The sequence below is a fragment of the Nodularia spumigena CCY9414 genome (assembly GCF_000340565.2).
Lineage (GTDB): Bacteria > Cyanobacteriota > Cyanobacteriia > Cyanobacteriales > Nostocaceae > Nodularia > Nodularia spumigena.
In genome coordinates this window covers 852,337-866,647 of the sequence record NZ_CP007203.1, presented here as the reverse complement: position 1 = coordinate 866,647, position 14,311 = coordinate 852,337, and the positions used below count along the sequence as shown (strand labels likewise).

The window sequence follows — 14,311 nt, the reverse complement described above, 5'->3', positions numbered from 1 at the left end:
CATCTATTAGCTGGTTTCACTGTGATGAATGATAATAGATGGAGATATTTGTCTATATATTCGGCGAAGTTTTACAATACTATCTATTTACTGGTAAGTTTGCCGGATTGATTTGAAGTTTCGTCTAAGGGTGCTGCTTCTAGGTTTTGCTCTTTGGACATCGCTAGGGGCGCTAGGGGCGTGTTTTGAGCGATGATACCGCCAGAAACTAAGACTTTAAAGGCATCTTCTATGGGCATTGATAGGTTTACTACTTCATCCTCTGGAACGATGGCATACCATCCTGTGGTGGGGTTGGGGGTACTGGGAATGAAAATACTGAGCATGGGACGGGGTAGATGAGCTTGAATGTCGTTACTCATGGTTCCGGTGACGAAGGCGATCGCCCATATGCCTTTTCTGGGATACTCTACTAAAATCACCCGGCGAAATTTGTTGCTGGAATCTTTGAGTAGGGTTCCTAAAAGCTGTTTCAGGGTTTTGTATACCTGCCCAGCTAAGGGAATTGCCTGTAATACTCGCTCACCAAAATCTAATAACCAACGCCCAGCAATATTCCGAGCCATCAACCCTATTAAAAGAATGCTTAATAGAGGCACGGCTAGTCCCACGGCTAGATTCAGTATATTTACTAGTATAGGTTGGAGTCCGTCAAAGGGATTGAGTTGTTTGGGAATTTTGGTGAGAAAGTTGATTACCCAATTAGCGATAGTAATAGTTAGCCAAATAGTTGTTGCTAAGGGAATTACTACCAATAAACCAGCAATCAGGTCATTCTTTAAATCTTGTTTGATTTGATTAATTCCCAAGTCCCTATTCTCCTGTTGTAGGTTACTGGAACTTTTGTTATTGGTATTCATATACTTGTCAAATTGCGAAGACATTGCTTGTCATATTTTATACTCAAAGCAACTGCCTAACATTGTAAGCATCTGAGCTAATGCTATAAAAATATACACTTATTGCTAGAAAAATTCTATTTTACTAGCCGGGTACATATAGACACTTACCAACCAAGATCATGGCTGATTTGACTTTGAGGATGTTACTTTTCTTTGTCAGAGTTGTAAACGTTTGTTGCAAATCTCTGACATATTACTCATCTTACCGCGCGCAATTAAAAGCTGCTGAGAATTCTTATAGTAATACACTACCACTAGAGGCGGATTCTCATCAGGTTTTCAAGTTGTCACTTAGCAGGAGTTATTTTTGTGAAAATTGAGTTAAATATCTTAACTTATTATTCGAGCAAGCATCGCGCCTGTCTTGAGACCTGAGAGTTAAGAAACAGTATTATGGGCTTGGGCTTTGTGATCTTCACCGTGAGATATGCCCATGTCTAAACTGGGTGTAGGCATATTTTTCATTTCCCAGGCTTTGAGCAAAATCAGGTATTCGTAAAACGCCTGCAATGTACACCAAGCTATGCCGGCGCGTCCGTCTAGGCAACCGCCCAAAATAAAATACATATACAGAAAGCGCAGAAATGGTCTGGCGGGTAAGCGTAAAGATAAATCTTTTAAGGCGCGTCTTCTTTCGATTTCTGTTTTGCCGAGAAATAAATCTTGCCAGTTGACTTCACCTTGTTCTATTTGGTACAATGTTTCTCTGGCTTCGTCTGTAGAATAACGGTTATGTTTTTCAATCCAACGGCTTAAACCCTTGCTACAAGTGTAGTGAGGATATGTTTCTTTGATGAAGCTGGTAGCGCCGTTACATACTTCCCGTTCAGTATGACCATAATCTGTAAACCAAACTTGACCGTGGCGGAACAGACGCATTTGATAGCGGGGATATTGGGTGCTGTGGCGAATCCAATGATTCATGAACATCACACGCTCGGCGACGTAGTAGCCTATATAGTCGGGGTTTTTAGTGGCTTGTACACATTCGGCAAACAGTTCTGGTGTCATGCGTTCATCGGCTTCGAGAATGTATACCCACTCATATTTGGGGGGAATAGATTCTAACATCCAGGTGCGTTGCAGTCCGTGGCTTTCAAAGGCGTGTTGGATGGTGCGAACAGGATAGCGATTGGCAATTTCTACGGTGCGATCGCTACTGCATGAGTCTACAACAATAATGTCATCAGATAGCATTGCGGACTCGATACAAGCAGCAATATCTAGCTCTTCGTTATATGTCAGTATGTAAATTGAAAACATTTCTGAGTTTTTCAAGGAATTTATTAATTGCTAAGAGGATATTGAAAAAGTATTATAATTCACATTAATTAGCAAACCTCACCCCTAGACAATACTGTTCGGTTAAGCAAATTCCTGAGCCGAAAACCATTGTAGAGACGTTCCATGGAACGTCTCTACATCCCTTAACCGAAAGGTATTGCACCCCTAGACCCCCCAAATTTGTTACTTTTCGTCCCCTTTTAGGAGAGCATACGCTAGGGGTGGGGGTGAGGAATGGAAGCGGGGTTATTCGATCAAGTTTACGAGTTGAGAAACATTTTCTCAGTATATTTGTTGTACTATCACTTAGGCTCTCTCAAAGAGGCTGACCGAGGCTCTAACACAACAGACACCAGAGGACTAAAGTCCTGCCTTTAATAATTTTTGCTAACCCATTGATGGTGAACTAGCGTGCGGCTACTTTCCGTTTACTACCTTGTAAAACACCCATGCTTCGTAAACCTGTCCAGCCAATGATCATATAACCAATGGATAAGAGCAAACTACTAATACCAATTCGCATTCCCGACTTCCAAGCGCTTTCTTTAGCTTGTTTTTCAGCCGCTTCGCGACGTTGGCGAATTTGGGTGACTCTTTGAGTTACCTGTGCTTGAGGATCTGTTTGCTGGGCGATAAATTTATCCAGTTCTTCGGGATTTTCTTTAAATCTCTGGAGTAATTCTTTTTGGGCTGCGGGAATTTGAGGGTTGTTTAGTGCTTGCTGGTATGATTCCTCGTTTTTCAGTACCTCGGTAAACTGGTTTCTGGCTTGCTTTCGGATCTGTTCTAATTGAGCTTTTCCTTGCTCGCTGTTGATTTGGGCTTGCAATTGGGGTAGCTGACTTTGCAGTTGATTTTCTGCCTGTTCGGCATCTTGTCCGATTTGCTCGACGTTTTGAGTGCTAGCTTGTCGGACATTATTCAAGTGCAAAGGAAAAATTAGCAAGAACATTAACCCTAAGATGCTAGAGAGTACCAGGACGGGAAATCTGATATCTAAAGATTTTTGGCGATCGCTATCATTAACACCATCAATCCAATAACCCACGAATAGCATTCCTATACCCACTAAAGGCACTATACCTCTGTCTACTAATGCGGTGGCTAAATTGATTTGCCATAGCCGATCCGTTGGTTGGAAGGGGAATATCAGGATTAAAAAGTCTAGTAAAAAGGACAAAATTAAAATTATCCCCACTACTTTCACTGTCAGTGCAGCGTTCCCAGAAGCAAAACGATTAGTCATAGTTTTTCAAATTTTTGGTGTATCAGAGTGATTATCCTATTTAAAGTAACTTGAATATTGTTCCTATAACTGTTGTATGAAACTTCTTTTCTCTACCTACCTGTTCTACAAAAGTATTAGGCAAGTATATACTTAGATGGCATTTCTTCAACTGTCAGCATCAAGGTAACATTTGTTTTGGTGACTGTCTTCAGAAAACACTAGGTAATCCAAGCTACGAGTCTAGGGTAAGAGTCAGCAGTCAAAGAATATGAAGAACAGACAAAGAGATACATGGAATTTGTTTACCTCATAGTTCTGTTTTTATACTTGAGACTCTGTTCCCAAATCGGTAAATCCTCTGGAGTATCTACATCAGCTAAAGGAGGTAAATACCCAAGTGACATTTTCAGCTTTTGTGCAATATCCACAGATTGCTGTAATACTTGAGAAGTTCCCCAATCGATGTTAACGAATAATTCTGGAGTCAGCCGACACAAACCAATCAAGTAATAACCGCCGTCAATGGCTGGTCCGAGTGTGAGATCACAAGTTTTTAGTACCTCAAAGGCTTGGGTAAGTATATCAGCATTTATCCCAGGACAGTCTATACCAATGATGATTACTTGTTCTGCACCAAATTCAAAGGCATGAGCAAGCGATCGCTCCATCCGCGCACCTAGATCACCGTCTCCTTGAGTGTGGTAGACTAAATCTGACCCCAGCCAATCTTGCATGAGTTGCAAGTTACCGCCGGCAAATCGCACTTCCCAAGATATCGCCGTGGTTTTCTGCAATTCTTGAACCTGAAATATGGTATCCTCTGTCATCTGCCGTTGTAAATTGGCAGCGCCTACAGTACCCAAGGCGGGGATGAGTCGGGTTTTGGTCTTACCTGGTTCTGGGTAGCGAGTAAAAATAATTAAGTGCTGTTGAGCAATTTCTAATATTTTCAGCACAGTATAACTTTGAGTTAGGTACTAGGTGGGCATCTTTGCCCTCTCCACAAGATTTATTTACTTTGAAACTGTGTAGCAGTTAATAGCAATACTTATTGTCTTTCATCTTACTTTGCTCTTTTGCAGTTCGCATTGCTCCTAAAATTGTCGAAACAATCACGCAACGCTTGACTTTACCACCGCACGTTGTAGATAGGGTAGATAGGGTAATCCTTCCTAGGGGTGGTTGTTTCACATTACCTGTATAATCAAATTTAATTCGTCTGACACCATTTGAGAGTTGCAAGGTGGTTTCAGGATCAAGGCAGATATTCGAGTTTAAATTGTTCCAGTTAGCATCAGATGGGTTAACTGTATCACGATGAACCGCCCATTGAACAATACCATTTTGTTCCCGAAAGCTAGCTTGAAAAGTTAATTTTTCTTTTTTAGCTTGGCGTTGGGCTTGGCGCATAGCACTGTATACTTGACTTTGCCCAGCGTTGAGGCTTTGAGTTTGGACAAAACCTAACCAGCTAGGTACGGCGATCGCAGATAATATGCCTATCATCAAAATAACGGTTAATGTTTCTAGCAGAGTAAAACCATCACTCAAGTTGGCATGGCAATATTTTCTACTTTTAAAGTAATTATCTGAATTTTTATATACCTTCATTGTTATTACTATATTGTGGGATGGGCATCTTGCCCGTCCTCATCATCAAGTTAAATGAGGAAAGCTCAAGACTAAAAAACTACTCGTGATATTTAAATTTTCCTATCAGCACGCAGTTTGATGTACCGTGTTTATACGGATTTTATTATGTTGTTTTAGAAAAGACAATTGATTTAATCGCATTGATCATCTTTGTGTGTAATCATTGTACCTAAAAGAGTTTTCACAATCACACATCGCTTCATGTCATTAGCTGATGCAGAAGTACCAGCCTTGCGTGTGACTACAGCAATTTTTAAGCCTGGTGCATCGCCAGAACCATTTACTCCGCCAAAGTCAGCATCTGGCAAACTTCCTATGTAATCAAAGGTAATACTTTTAGGAGTATCTAAAAAATCGTAATTTGGATTTAAAGCACCAGTGGTAGCAGTTTGATTGGTAGCAGTCAGATTTGTTAAAAGCACTATTTGTTTTGCTTTATTTCCCGCACCATCGATTAAGTTCTGCCAAGGAAGTGGGTTGGTAAGAGGCGTTGTAACTTGATAAACTGCAAATTGGGGAATATGATTATTGTCAGTTTTAAAACTAACACTGTAATTAACTTTTTTATTTTTGGCTTCTCGCTGTGCTTGCTGTATGGCAGATAAAACAGCATCATTACCTTTATTTACCCGTTGACGGTTGACAAAACCCAGCCATCCTGGAGCTGCGATCGCTGCTAAAATACCCACCATAATAGCCACAACTATCACTTCCAGCAAAGTAAACCCAGCATCTTGCTGATTGTCCTGAAATGCTAAAACTCCTAGTTTTTTGTTTGCATTCCTTCCACGAAGTAGGAATGATTTGATATTCAACTTTTCTCTTATGTAATCAGCAGCCATAGCTTGCTCCTTTAATTTAGAAAATTTACTTAAATAAGAATCCCTTACCTTGAACCATGACATTTGTTGTGGGAAAATAAGTGCTATTAGCCACAGAATATTTGATTTTATTTGCATCGTTTTCCAGGCGAGCCAGTGCATTACCTCGGATGAATACCTGCGCTGTTGTGTTCTCTCTATCTACACAAACATAAAACCCTGTCATGCCATTTGCTGGTGTTATTGTTGACCATGTATTTGTAGCAGTTGTTGTGGGACAAGTTGCAGGTGGTACAGAATTTGTGCTTTGATCTACATAGTCAATCAGAGGTGTAACTGGAGCATTAGACGCTGGAGTAGCTTGTGTCCATTGGTTCATACCGTCCTCTAAACTGTCAGCATTATTCACCTTGTCTGCAAAGGGAGCAAAACCCTGATCGGGAGGAGAGATATATTGACCATTAACGCTGACACCATCTTTAATTTGCCATCTAGCGATGCGAGCAGCTTTTGACCAAGTAGAATTAGTATCTTTGATTAAATAGTATGCTATTAACGAGTATACAAAAGCATCATCTTTGGTATTATCGGCGGCTGGTACTACGTTAGGAACTAATTCTCGTTTCCAAAAAACTAATAAGGGCGACTGTCCTGTACCATCTGGTAATTCGTCTTTTATTGCCGTAACACCGGCATTATCATAAATATACACTGCCTGCTGTAAATCACGGGCAATGTAATTGACAGCAGTTTGAATTTCTTGCTCAGAATTGGCTTTAGCTTGTTCCTTGCGGTCTGTAGTCATTACACTAATCATAAAGCCTAATAATGGCGTAATGATTAAAACTGAAATCAGCCCAGCTACTAACAATTCAATGAGAGTAAAACCACCAGGGTTTTGCGTAACTTTAGAGCTTTTGAATTGACTCCTCACTATAAATTGAAATGTCTTCATCATGGGTTTATCCTTTTACTGAAGATGCACTGATTATATCAGGTTGTTAATCACTTATAAATTAAGTAAGTTGGGTATAGGCTTTGCGTAGGCGTAGCCTTCTCGTAGATTAACCCAACACCAAAAATAACTGGTTTCGTGAGTTTTCACTTCTTTCTACCCCTAACGAATATTTGATTTTTTTAGAGTAATAAAAGAGCGCTAAATGGTAAAAAGTTTGTAGTCAGGAATTTAGTCCTGAAATTTATTTCCAGGAGGGATAAATCCCTCACTACAAACAAGGTTTTTCTTTGACTGGGGATGATGTTTAGCTAATTACAGGTTTGGTTGTCTCCTGCCGCGTTTTTTGCTATACCAAAACGCTGACATAAAGCCCCAAATGAAGTGCTGATGTTGCTAATATCAACTGTTCTTTCAACTGCTGGCGCTTGCTTGTTACCCATTCCTGCGGTAACAACTGATGACGTTTTTTTGTTAGTACCATCACTAGCTAGAAGGTCTTCACTAAAATCAACATCTCCGCGATAAACCCGCAGTGCTAGACGATAACCGTCATTGGCTCCATCTGTGGCTATAATCTGACGTGCTTGAATGAAAAACTCCTCAAATGGGCTATCTGGTTTTTTTGTACAATCATTTGCGCCAAAGGGTTTGCAAATAGTGCCATCACTCTTAACGAAATACAAATCTGCATCTGTTGCACTTCCAGGAGCAGGCATTTTCTGAAGAGTAATTAAATTTTCTTCGAGTGTTCTCTGATTAGTTGTGGTTACTAGGTCTAATTCAATTTTGTTGGCTGTAGGTGCTTCAATTGAGCCAATTCTCACACCATCAATGAATGTATTTGCAGCTTGAGTTGCTTTTTCTGTGCGTCGAGATTGGACACGCATAGCTGTTGACATTACCAGCACCGGCGATATACTTGCCAATAAAATCGCAACTACAACTACGCCTAAAAGTGACTCAATAATGGTAAAACCAGAATCACTGGAAGATGAAGTTTTTGGCTGTGGTTTGAGTTTAATCATGACTTATCACCAGTTTTTCAGTTTGATTAGTTGCAAATTGCAGGACGTTGTTGGGGGTCGGGGATAGCATAATTATTGCCATCTTTAGCACACATTAATGTCTCTACCCATTTGTCACTGCGACTAACTTCACGGAAGTATTCATCTGGTAATTGAGTAGATGGTGTGGTGGGCATTTTTTCTGACAATAAGTCAGGTTCTTGAGTCAGCAGTCCCACATCATAACCCCAGTTTCTCGCAGGAGGAATGTAACCTGTTCTTGCACCATTATCAAGAGCAATGCCGTAGTTTGTCCCACTATTAACTGCGGTAAATGGGGCGGTAGCGTAGAGGCTCTTTTTCACCTGACCCAATGAGCCACGAATCTGATTAACTGCAAGTCCTGCCGGTGGGTGCCAGTTTTCCATATACCGGACTAAGTTGAGCAGACCACCGTTCTTTTCCGTAGCATTAGCGGGACTATCTCTGGTGATAATAACGGCGTTGACTGTAGTGGTAGAGGCTGGTTGTAGCCATCTATTGGTGTCGTTTCCACCAGTAATCTGGGTGGTATTGTTGATATTATTAGGTTTAGCAAAGGGTTGTTCAATTTGCAAGAGAGGTTTGAATCCTGTAACCTGACCATTTGTGATTGTTAGGTTTAACAAAGGTACAGTTATGTTGTTAGGTGGAGGCAAGATATTGGGACCAGGATCAGCAAAATCGAAAGCACCGATGTTGCCATTGTTCGCAACACCAAGGACATCAGGGGTACCCGTTGAATCTACTAATATTGCTCCCGTAGTTAAATTTCTATTGAAGGCGATTCGGCGCGGAGCGTTATCATCAAAACATTTTGGACCCTTGTTATTTTCCACTGTAAAAGTTTCCGGGTCATCGAATAGATATCCAGTTTTCAATCTATTGTTATTCGGATTACCATTTTTACCTTCAATTTGCCCATTATAAAAGGTGTTACCGCCACCTCCACCACAGGATGTCTGAATAGTCCAGTTTAATGGGTTTTTACAATGGTCGTCTACATTTACTGTTGCCCCGTTTACGGTTGCTGTGCCATCAGGTTGGATATTGTCTACAGGACAAACTTCTGTTAAGAATGACCCTGGTATTGTCCTGTGAATAATGGGTGTGACAAAGTTGTTTAAGTAGGAACTGAAGTAGGCAGGTTTACTAGACTTGTCTGCGTCATCCCACTCATACCACTGTTTGACAGTGACAAAGTTATTGTATTCAGAGAAACCAGGTGGTAGTGTTTTTCCGGCATTTAGTTGGCTTTGGATTGCTGGAGCTAAAGTCCAATCGTAATCACCTTCATCACGGAATCCTTCCCTAAAGGTATCAGAAACTATGGACACAGCATCGGCTATCACTGACGCAGGTCGCCATGTATCGCTAGCAGTACAGCCCGGTTTGGTGGTGTCACCGTTACGACAGGCAAATGTCTGATTAATTGTGCTGCGAGTGTAGAAATTACTCCAATCATTTGTGAGTGTTTCGCCGAATTCTTCTTGGCCTGGGCTATGTAAATTAAAGTCACCTTTAATATAAGCTGGCAAGTTTGTCGCTAAAATGAAGCCTTTCTCTTCTGGGTCGTAAGTTGGCCCCCAAAGTTGTTGACCATTTTCTAACATAATGCCGTTAGGGCGACGAGTCGGGTCAAGTCTATAATCTACAGGACTACGACTACGATCAAGTAGATTCAGGTTGGTAATGTCATAAGTGCTAGATTTACTAATACCTGCACTGTCATCTGGCAAAGCATCATTACGTGTGGCGTAAATAAGACCGCTCTTGGGTAATGGGAGTACCCCTAAATTGAGGACAGTGGCGCGAATTTCTACGGGTCTTCTGTCCTTAATGGGCATATCATAGGTTTGAGGAGTTCCAGAATCACTATTTTGCTCAACTTCCCTGGGGTCTAAGTAGGAAATTTCTCGAATTGCACCGTGAGGAATGACAGAATTGTTGGGAGTAGCATTATTTAAAATTTGCAGGGCGCAAAGTTGAGCATCAATAGCAGACTGTTCGGCTAAAGTGCGATTTGCTGTTTTTGCTAACGCTCTTTTTAAGAGTCCATCATCTACAGAACGCCCATTGGGATATTTTAAGTCAGCTTGGTAGTTTAGTACCGTTTGATTATTACCGCTAAGAGTTGCGGTCAGTGGCCCATAAACTATACCGTTGTTGGAAAGACCACCAGTAGCATTATTCCAGGTTGATATATTCTTAGCTGTAATACTGTTAGTCGGCACATAATAACTACTGACACATATTGGTGTGGCAGCTAGTCCATAAACTGCCGTAGCTCGCATTCGCAAGCGAGGTTTGTTCGCATCTGTCAGGTCTTCCCATGTATATATTAGGGATCCAAAATCAAATACATTAGGATCAGGAGCTGCATTATCTAGGTAGGCATACATCCAGTAGGGTTTGATACTCTTGTTAGTTGGGCCTGTACCTGGAACTGGCTTGGTGTCAGGCCAAATAGTTTTGTCTGTGCTATTGAAACCAGTGGGAGTAGGAGTGTTTAAATAAATCCCTGCACCAGTGACGACTCGCAAACCGCCTTTTGTAGCAGCGTCTACTTCCCATTGTCCATCTCGTTCTGTAAAGGCGATATTATCATCGAAGGTTTTGACCGCAGAACGACGGGTGCGGGTGTCATCGTTACCAGCCGGCTTGTTCCATTTAATGTCACTAATTTCTTCAGTATCATCAATACCGGGACCAACAAACCGCCCTTTGTCTGGGTCCCACCAAATTTCCGGTAAATTATTACCTACCAGAACTCTGTCACCTAATTCCTGTTCTTTCCCACCTTGTTTTTTCAGTTCATCTGGTTCTGTGGCTTTTGGCTCTAGGGATGCACCATTAGTATTTAGTGCTAGTGTAGTGAAGCCTGTACCAGTTTTACCATCATTACCAGTGGGATAGATCCATTTATCAATAGGACGTAATGTATCACCAGTACCTTGGGTGACTGTACCAGATATAGTTTCAATTCCAGCAACTTCGGCAAAGGGTACGCGACGAGTGCGTTTCCTAAAGTAAAATTCTAATTGTTCCCGACGGAACTTCTCGTCATCGCCAGTAAAAGCGCCTAAATTTAAATCTTGCTTTCTCCGGGTAATACCGTTTGTAACTTCCGTGGGGTCAGAACCTGTGTTCTTACCCATTTGCTCATTAACTAGCGCTTGAATGCGGTCTTCATAAGCGCGGTTGTTATAAGCTGTGCTGTTGGCATCATTAGTAACTGAGTTCAGGAGATTGGTATTAGTAATCGCAGTACCTTTACCCTGGAATAAATGAATTTGTGCAGGGTTATTACTCAAGGCTACATTACCACCCACGGTGATTTTGGAGTTGGCAGCTTTGTACACACACGAGTTTAGAGAACTAACTTGATACAGTGTTATCTGTCCAGAATTAACACTAGAATTCAGGATGTTACTATTGGTAAATACAGACGCATTTAACTTATTATTAAAATTCGCTTCCGTATCAATTATTAAGTCATCGTTGTAAATAACAGCGTAGCTATTTGGATCTTGTATCCGGTCTTGCTGATATTCTACTGTGGCAAAACTTTTGTTACCATTATATTTCTCAAAATTGCCTGCATCAGCACCAGTGGGAGGAATTGTAATGGGAACTGTGGCAGTATAAACAAAGAAGGATTTTGTCAACTCGTTGTTTTGTTTTACCCAACCAGTGTCACCTATTAAAGAAGGAATTGTAGCACCACATTCAGGGTCTAACTTATCCACTACCATAGGTGAGGTTCTGGCCTCTAAGGTATTTCTGGCACGCTCATATTTATTATTACTGTTGACTGGGGGAGTTTTAAAGTAAATTCCATAGAGGGTGTAGCTATCAAATTTGCCGTTGTTATCGCTATCAACGGGAAATCTCCAAGCTGTGTCTAATGTATTGTTGCTATCACCAGGGTCTGTTAGCCTGATGGGAGTTTCGTCGCCAAAGGTATATTCGTTTAACTTGTTGTCTTTTGTCAAAGCATCGTATAGTTCATCATCCGTTGGTGTTGACCGTGGTAAGGTGGTATCTTGAAAGAGCTTATTTAACTTGGCTCTACCTCGATCAATTGCTGGAGTAGCAGCACTTAATACAGATGAATTCACACGGACATTACTAGCATTTTGCGCCCGGTCAAATGACCGGAACAGAATTGCAGTGGTTAATACAACCACAACTACTGATACCATTGCCACTGTGGGCAACACAAAACCAGCATTTGCAGAAGTTGTCCGTTTTTTTGTGAGGAATAAGGTTCGCAGTAGCCAAACGAGTTTCTTTTTGATTGCAGAGATAAAATTCCGGCTAAATTGAGGGAAGTTTTTTTTAATCGTCTTGACTAGACGGCGTTTTCTAGACATGGCTGCTTTCCTGTCAAGTGATTTTTAAGGTTAATTTCTTTTTTCATTAATGGATTGTGCCTGTATAGTGAATTTGCAGGCATATTTGCAATTTTATTGACAATTTGTTACCCTGTTTAACTAACTCCTCTGTGAATGCATGGTCAAGTTTTTGTAAATGCTTGTATCAGTTATACCATTTATATTTTTTTTAGCTTTGAAGGAAAATACTTATTTTTGCCAAATATTTAATTCATGGAATATGGCGTTAATAACTACGTAATTTTCCTGGCAAATGACAAATCTAGATTTAAAAGTCCGTCAATTTGACTAACCAAGATATAGTTAGGCCATTTAACTTATATTACCCACTTGGTAAAAAAACATATCACGTAACAATAAATTAAGTGAAAATAATTAAAAACCTCCCCATGAGCGGGAGGTTTTCAAAGTTCAATCTGGCTGTCTATTCTACCAGTTGGAGATTTTTGTGTTTGAGAAATGCCTTAGTAATGATTGAGATTAATTCCAGCTTCTTTAGCCATTGCTTCTAAACCTTTAGTTTCTAGGCTTTTGATGGCTTTGGTGGAAAGCTTCATTCTTACCCAGCGATTTCCCCCAGCCCACCAAACACGCTTGTTTTGCAGATTTGCGTGCTGGAGGCGTTTGGTACGGCGGTGAGAGTGAGAAACTGCAAAGGCGTTGTTAGCTTTTTTCCCAGTTAATTCGCAGCGACGAGACATAGCAACTATCTCCAAATTTTTATTTTAATACAACCTTTCTATTCTAGTCGGCATTAGGTCTTTCCTGTCTGAGCAAGTCCTAAGTTGACAATTTCATAGACAAAACTATACTTATATTGACAAAAATCAATATATATTTTAGGAAAAAATCAACTACTTGATATATAATACGGTGATATCAAGTATTGAATTGAGACTATTGCCGACGCGAAAACCAAGCAATGATGGTGGTAGTCTTTTTCAGAAACTTAATTGGAACACAATCGCGTCTGGCTAAGGCGTGAAAGTCTACTGAGGGATAACTGCTCCCATGCTCCCGTTGAAGTAGAAAGTAAAGTCTAGTTTTGTCTAGGTTTTATATAGCAGTACTACGCATCTCGTGCCGAAGAAGATTAAGAAGAGAGCATAAATAAACGGAGTAATCTGTAGTTTATGTGAACCAAACCACTCAAAACATGAGTAAACGTTATCTAGGTCATAACACCTTGGGATTCGCTAGTCCCCTGCCATGTTGCTACTTATTAAACAATAGCTAGAAAACCCGGAGATATCAGGCTTTGAGTATCAACAGGGAGAGTTACAAGGGTATGAAGTCCGTGAATATCTTTTGAATAAATGGAATAGAAAATGTGCATACTGTACTGCGGAAAATGTCCCTTTACAAGTTGAGCATATTAAACCAAAAGCCAAAGGAGGAACTAATAGAATTTCTAATTTGTGTCTAGCTTGTGAGAAATGCAATATCAAAAAAGGTACTCAAGATATTGAGAAGTTTTTAGCAAAAAAGCCTGAGTTGTTGAAGCAAATTTTATCCCAAGCCAAGCGTCCACTAAAAGATGCGTCTGCTGTAAATTCAACGAGATGGGCTTTATTTAATAAGTTAAAAGAAACTGGATTACCTATAACAACAGGTTCAGGAGGTTTAACTAAGTTTAATAGAACTCGTTTAGGATTGCCTAAAACTCATTGGATTGATGCTGCTTGTGTAGGAAAAGTTGAAACTCTCAAAATACTGACAACAAAAATTTTAACAGTAAAAAGCACGGGGCATAGTTGCAGAAGATTCTGTAGGATCAATAAATTTGGTTTTCCTTGCACTGAGCCTAAAAAAATATTCACTCATGTTTCTACAGGAGATTTTGTTAAGGCTACTTTGCACAAAGATCGTAAAAACATAACTTCTGGAAAGTATGTAAGTCGTGTTAAAACTCCCACAAAAAACGGATGTGAGATTGTTATCAATGGTTTTAGAGTTGAATTTTCAACAATGAAAGATATTACTAAGGTTCATTGTAGTGACGGGTATAGCTACGTTTGACTACGG

Annotated in this window: 11 protein-coding genes; 1 reads left to right on the top strand and 10 read right to left on the bottom strand. The window is 40.4% G+C overall.

The window, feature by feature from the left end:
• Positions 1-83 precede the first annotated feature (83 nt).
• From NSP_RS03905 to rpmB, 10 genes are all read right to left on the bottom strand, one after another.
• A complete protein-coding gene (locus tag NSP_RS03905) occupies positions 84-860 on the bottom strand; it encodes a DUF502 domain-containing protein (RefSeq protein WP_006195796.1) in 777 nt (258 codons plus the stop codon).
• A gap of 420 nt (positions 861-1,280) precedes the next feature.
• A complete protein-coding gene (locus NSP_RS03900) occupies positions 1,281-2,165 on the bottom strand; it encodes a glycosyltransferase family 2 protein (RefSeq protein WP_006195797.1) in 885 nt (294 codons plus the stop codon).
• A 427-nt stretch (positions 2,166-2,592) separates the two neighbouring features.
• The gene (hpsJ-B, locus tag NSP_RS03895) at positions 2,593-3,432 is read right to left on the bottom strand and encodes a hormogonium polysaccharide biosynthesis protein HpsJ (protein WP_006195798.1); all 840 of its coding nucleotides are present in this window, start codon (positions 3,430-3,432) and stop codon (positions 2,593-2,595) included.
• Positions 3,433-3,716: 284 nt separating this feature from the next.
• The gene (locus NSP_RS03890; RefSeq protein ID WP_006195800.1) at positions 3,717-4,370 is read right to left on the bottom strand and encodes a TIGR04282 family arsenosugar biosynthesis glycosyltransferase; all 654 of its coding nucleotides are present in this window, start codon (positions 4,368-4,370) and stop codon (positions 3,717-3,719) included.
• Between the two features lie 79 nt (positions 4,371-4,449).
• Positions 4,450-5,025: a type II secretion system protein gene (locus NSP_RS03885; protein WP_006195801.1), complete on the bottom strand. Its 576-nt coding sequence runs from the start codon at positions 5,023-5,025 to the stop codon at positions 4,450-4,452.
• Between the two features lie 173 nt (positions 5,026-5,198).
• Positions 5,199-5,909 (bottom strand): pilus assembly FimT family protein, encoded by a 711-nt coding sequence (locus tag NSP_RS03880; protein ID WP_006195803.1) that lies wholly within the window; start codon positions 5,907-5,909, stop codon positions 5,199-5,201.
• Between the two features lie 25 nt (positions 5,910-5,934).
• Positions 5,935-6,843 (bottom strand): hormogonium polysaccharide secretion pseudopilin HpsC, encoded by a 909-nt coding sequence (hpsC, locus tag NSP_RS03875; protein WP_006195805.1) that lies wholly within the window; start codon positions 6,841-6,843, stop codon positions 5,935-5,937.
• A gap of 311 nt (positions 6,844-7,154) precedes the next feature.
• Positions 7,155-7,871 carry a hormogonium polysaccharide secretion pseudopilin HpsB gene (gene hpsB / locus NSP_RS03870; RefSeq protein ID WP_006195806.1) on the bottom strand — a complete coding sequence of 239 codons (717 nt, stop codon included), beginning with the start codon at positions 7,869-7,871 and terminating at the stop codon, positions 7,155-7,157.
• A 26-nt stretch (positions 7,872-7,897) separates the two neighbouring features.
• Positions 7,898-12,265, bottom strand: coding sequence for a hormogonium polysaccharide biosynthesis protein HpsA (gene hpsA / locus NSP_RS03865; RefSeq protein WP_006195807.1), 4,368 nt, complete (start codon positions 12,263-12,265; stop codon positions 7,898-7,900).
• 485 nt (positions 12,266-12,750) lie between these two features.
• The gene (rpmB, locus tag NSP_RS03860; RefSeq protein ID WP_006195808.1) at positions 12,751-12,987 is read right to left on the bottom strand and encodes a 50S ribosomal protein L28; all 237 of its coding nucleotides are present in this window, start codon (positions 12,985-12,987) and stop codon (positions 12,751-12,753) included.
• A 547-nt stretch (positions 12,988-13,534) separates the two neighbouring features.
• On the opposite strand from rpmB, the gene iscB reads away from it, so the two are divergent.
• Positions 13,535-14,305, top strand: a complete 771-nt coding sequence (gene iscB / locus NSP_RS03855; protein WP_420892084.1) for an RNA-guided endonuclease IscB — start codon at positions 13,535-13,537, stop codon at positions 14,303-14,305.
• The last annotated feature ends 6 nt before the right edge of the window (positions 14,306-14,311 follow it).